Source organism: Mesorhizobium sp. M4A.F.Ca.ET.020.02.1.1, assembly GCF_004022645.1.
Lineage (GTDB): Bacteria > Pseudomonadota > Alphaproteobacteria > Rhizobiales > Rhizobiaceae > Mesorhizobium.
Window position 1 is genome coordinate 1 of record NZ_RZOI01000575.1, and the last position, 4,004, is coordinate 4,004.

Annotated in this window: 5 protein-coding genes; all 5 read right to left on the minus strand. The window is 66.0% G+C overall.

All coding sequences use genetic code 11. From position 1 onward, the window contains the following. The coding region (locus EN742_RS26995; protein ID WP_148670281.1) for an alcohol dehydrogenase catalytic domain-containing protein at positions 1–441 on the minus strand (441 nt) is incomplete at its 3' end. A 38-nt stretch (positions 442–479) separates the two neighbouring features. Further along, complete coding sequence (locus tag EN742_RS27000; protein ID WP_126054137.1) at positions 480–1,751, minus strand: beta-ketoacyl-ACP synthase; 1,272 nt, start codon at positions 1,749–1,751, stop codon at positions 480–482. Between the two features lie 20 nt (positions 1,752–1,771). Beyond that, entirely contained in the window at positions 1,772–2,959 is a 1,188-nt protein-coding gene (locus tag EN742_RS27005) for a beta-ketoacyl-ACP synthase (RefSeq protein ID WP_126054138.1), read from the minus strand. Positions 2,960–3,014: 55 nt separating this feature from the next. Further along, positions 3,015–3,296, minus strand: a complete 282-nt coding sequence (locus EN742_RS27010) for an acyl carrier protein (protein WP_126054139.1) — start codon at positions 3,294–3,296, stop codon at positions 3,015–3,017. Between the two features lie 176 nt (positions 3,297–3,472). Next, a partial coding sequence (locus EN742_RS27015; RefSeq protein WP_148670282.1) for a slipin family protein occupies positions 3,473–4,004 on the minus strand: 532 nt, incomplete at its 5' end.

Sequence of the window (4,004 nt, forward strand, 5' to 3'; positions counted from 1 at the left end):
GGGCGCGGCCGCCGCGCCGATCTCGGTGACGCCGGGCGGGGCGGGGACCAGCAGGCGGGCCGGCAGATTGATCTTCTCTTGCGCGAAGCCGTCGAGGTGGAAGCCATGAACGCCGGAGACGTGCTCGCAAAGATTGTCGCGTCCTTCGCGGCATGCACGGCAAAGGCCGCACGTGCGCGCGCCATAGATCGACACCAATTGCCCCGGCAGGAGGCTGGAGACGCCGGGGCCGACGGCGTCGACCTCGCCCGACGCCTCGGCGCCGACGACCAGCGGCAGCTTACGCTTGGCGAAGGCCATGCCGCGCCAGCCCCAGACGTCGATATGGTTCAGCGCCACCGCCTTGATGCGCAGCGTCACTTCGCCAAGCGAAGGCGGCGGGGGAGGCGGCAGGTCCACCGTTTCAAGACGGCGGTCCTCGATAAGTTGCAATGCGCGCATGGGGCCTGTCAGTTCGTCAAAAGCGGGAAAACGTCCGCTTAGACCGGTTCCCTCGCCATGACAAGGCACGTGTTCTGGCCGCCGAAGCCGAAGGAGTTCGACAAAACGGTGCCCACCTCGGCATTACGCTTCTTGTTGGGCACCACGTCGAGCACGATCGCCGGGTCGGGATTGTCGTAGTTGATGGTCGGCGGGATGACGCTTTCGCGCATCGTCATCAGCGAGAAAGCGGCCTCGACCGCGCCGGCTGCCGACAGGGTGTGGCCGATCATCGACTTGTTGGACGAGATCGGCATCGAGCCGATCCGCCCGCCGAACACGGTCGACAGCGACAGATGCTCCATCTTGTCGTTTTCCGGCGTCGAGGTGCCATGCGCGTTGACGTAGTCAATCTCGTCCTCGCTCAGGCCGGCATCGGCAAGCGCGGCGCGCACCGCCGCGATCGCCGGCGAACCGTCTGGCTTGGAGCGGGTGCGGTGGAAATCGTCGGCCTTTTCGCCGCAGCCGCGCATGATGCCGAGGATAGGGGCGCCGCGGGCAAGAGCAGCTTCCAGCGATTCCAGCACCAGCGCGCCGGAGCCTTCGGCCAGCACAAAGCCGTCGCGATCCTTGGAAAAAGGCTTCGACGCCTTTTCCGGAATATCGTTGTGAGTGGAGAGCGCCGACAACAGCGAGAAGCGGATCAACGCCTCGGCGGTCGCCGAGCCATCGGCGCCGATCGACAGCGCCTTGTCGCATTCGCCGCGGCGGATCGCCTCGACGCCGAGCTGGATGGCGGTGGCGCCGGAAGCGCAGGCGGTCGACAGCGTGATCGGCAGGCCGCGCGTGCCGAAACGGTCGGCCAGCCGGTCGGCGATCGAACCGAACTGGGTGGTCTCGAAGATGTCGAGCTCCTTCAGCGCGCGCGCCACGCGCAGCAGCCTCTCGGCGCCGGCATCCTGCTTGTCGGAATTGTAGAGCGAGAAACGGTCGGCCCAGTCGAGCTCGACGGGCGGCGAAGCAAGGAAAAGCGGTCCGCTGAAATCGCCGCTGTCAAGACCGGCTTCCGCCACCGCTTCCTGCGCCGCGGTCTCGGCCAACTCGTAGGTGAGGGGGCTGGCGCCCTTGGAGCTCGACGGCAGGAAGTCGACCATGCCGGAGATGCGGGTGTTCAGATGATCGACCGGAAAGCGGGTGATCGGGTGGATGCCGGACTTGCCGGAGGTCAGCGCCGCCCAATTGTCGGCCTTGCCGACGCCCAACGACGTCACCACGCCGATGCCGGTGACGGCGACGATCGGCCTGCCCATGTGGTCATTCAGATTGGCCATGCTTTGTCCCTGGTGGTCACTTAGGCCGCCTTGATCAGCCCCATGCCCTCGAATTGGTGATAGCCGATCGCCGTTGCAAGCACGGTCGTGGGAATGCCGGCAAACGGCTTCTCGGTCGCGGCATCGAAAGCGGGATAGCCGGCCTTACGCTCGACGGCGAGTGCCGCCAGCGCCACGGCGAAGGGGAACTGCGCCTCCTTCATATGGCCGGTCAACGTCGAGAAGGCGCGTGCCGCGATGGCCGCATTGGCGTCGAACGCGGCTTTTTCGGCGGCGGTAGCGAGGTGGGCGCCGGAAGCGCCCGAGATCGCCAGCAGTTCGCCATTCGGCAGCGCCGCCTGCTCGAGCAGGGTCGCGATCTCGGCATCGAGCCCGCCGTTGCGCCGCTTGGCGCGGCCGGACACGATGGGGCCGAGCTCGGCGTAGATTTTGCGCCCCCGGCTCGTCGCGTGCTCGCGCTGCTCCAGCACCAGGAAGGCGCCGCCGGATCCGGTCACCACGCCGCCGCCTTCGCCGTCCTGCCTTTGCCAGACAGGCTTCCAGTTGCCACGATGCAGGTAGCCGGCGAGTTCATAGCCGAGCAGCATGTCGGAATGTTCGGTCTGGAAGGCGCCGCCGACCAGCACATGCGTCGACTGTCCCGAGCGGATGCGCGCGGCGGCCGTCTCGACGGCGGCGACGCCGGCGCCTTCCTCGCCCATGAAGGTGCGGGAGGAACCGGTGACCTTGTGGACAATCGAGATGTTGCCGGCCAGAAGATTGGACAACTGGGCGAGGAACAGCGTCGGGCGCAGTTCGGTGGTCAGCTTCTCGTTGAGCAGCACGTCGCGGTCGTTGCGGCTTTCGGAAGCGGCGAGGATCGCGGCGTCGACCGCCTCGTCGCGCTCGCCGCCGCCGGCCGCCACCACCATGTCCATGGTCGCGCAGAGCTCGTCATTGCCCTTGATGCCGGCATCGTCCAGCGCCAGACCCGCGGCATAGGTGCCGAGCCGCTGCCAGGTCTCCATCTGCCGCTGGTCGCCGCGCTTGGCGATCTGCAGGTTCCAGTCGACCTCCGGCAGCGGATGAATGGTGTAGGGCGCAAAGCGCGCGGCATCGAGCACCGGCTCGAGGCCGGGCTGGGCGAGTTTCTGCCAGTGGGCATCCGGACCCTCTCCCAGCGAGGAGACAAGGCCGATACCGGTGATGACGACGTCGTGGGGGCTCATGGGCGGCTGTTTTGGGTCAGCGGGCAGGGCACGTCAAGGCCGCGCCCGAACCGCCTCAGGCGTTCTTGGCCGCGACCAGCGCGTCGATCTTGGCGCACAGGTTCTTCATGACGAAGTAGTCGTCGGTCGAGGCCTTGCCGTCATTGACCTCCTGCGTCCACTTCTCCAGCGGCACCTTGATGCCGAATTCCTTATCGATGGCAAAGACGATGTCGAGGAAATCGAGGCTGTCGATGCCGAGATCGTCGATGGTGTGGCTTTCGGGGGTGATCGTCTCGATATCGATCTCGCTGGTGTCGGCAATGATCTTGGCGACTTTGTCGAACGTGGTGGACAAGGGCTCTTCCTTCGGTTGCGGGCGGAATCTGTCCGCATCTTGTTTGGGCGCTGTCTAATCGGTTTTTCCGGGCAGGAAAAGGGCTGATAAGCCCGGTGCAGATGGGATGCTGGCTTTCGAAACGCAAGAAGGGCCGCCGGATTGCTGGCGGCCCTTCCCGTTGACGCTACGTCAGCTCAGCTGTCGCGGAGCTTGACCAGGTCGTTCAGCAGCCCGCCCGTCCCGTTGTGGACGGTCAGCCGCTCGACCTTGCCGGCGATGGCCTCCAGAGCCTCGAGCTCCTTCAGCCGCAGCATCACCGGGTTCTCGGCCATCACCTTGGCCGTGTTGAGGAGCGAACGCGTGGCGTTCGTCTCCTCGCGGCGGCGGATGACGTTGGCCTCGGCCTGCTTCTCGGCCGAAACCACCTGGTTGAGGATCTCGCGCATCTCGCCCGGCAGGATGACATCCTTGAGCGCGATATCGCTGACCTCGACCCCGATCTCGGCCATGTCGGCGCGGACCTTGGCCGCCGCCTCCTCGTCGACCGTCACCTTCTTTTCAAGAATCTGGTCGAGCGTCAGCGCGCCAAGCGTCTTGCGGAACGCGTACTGCAGGGCGCGGTAGAGGGCTTCAGAGAAGTCCTTCACCGCGCTCACCGCCTTGACCGGATCGAGGACCCGGTATTCGGCGGCGATGTTGACGCGGATCGTGACGCGATCCTTGGTC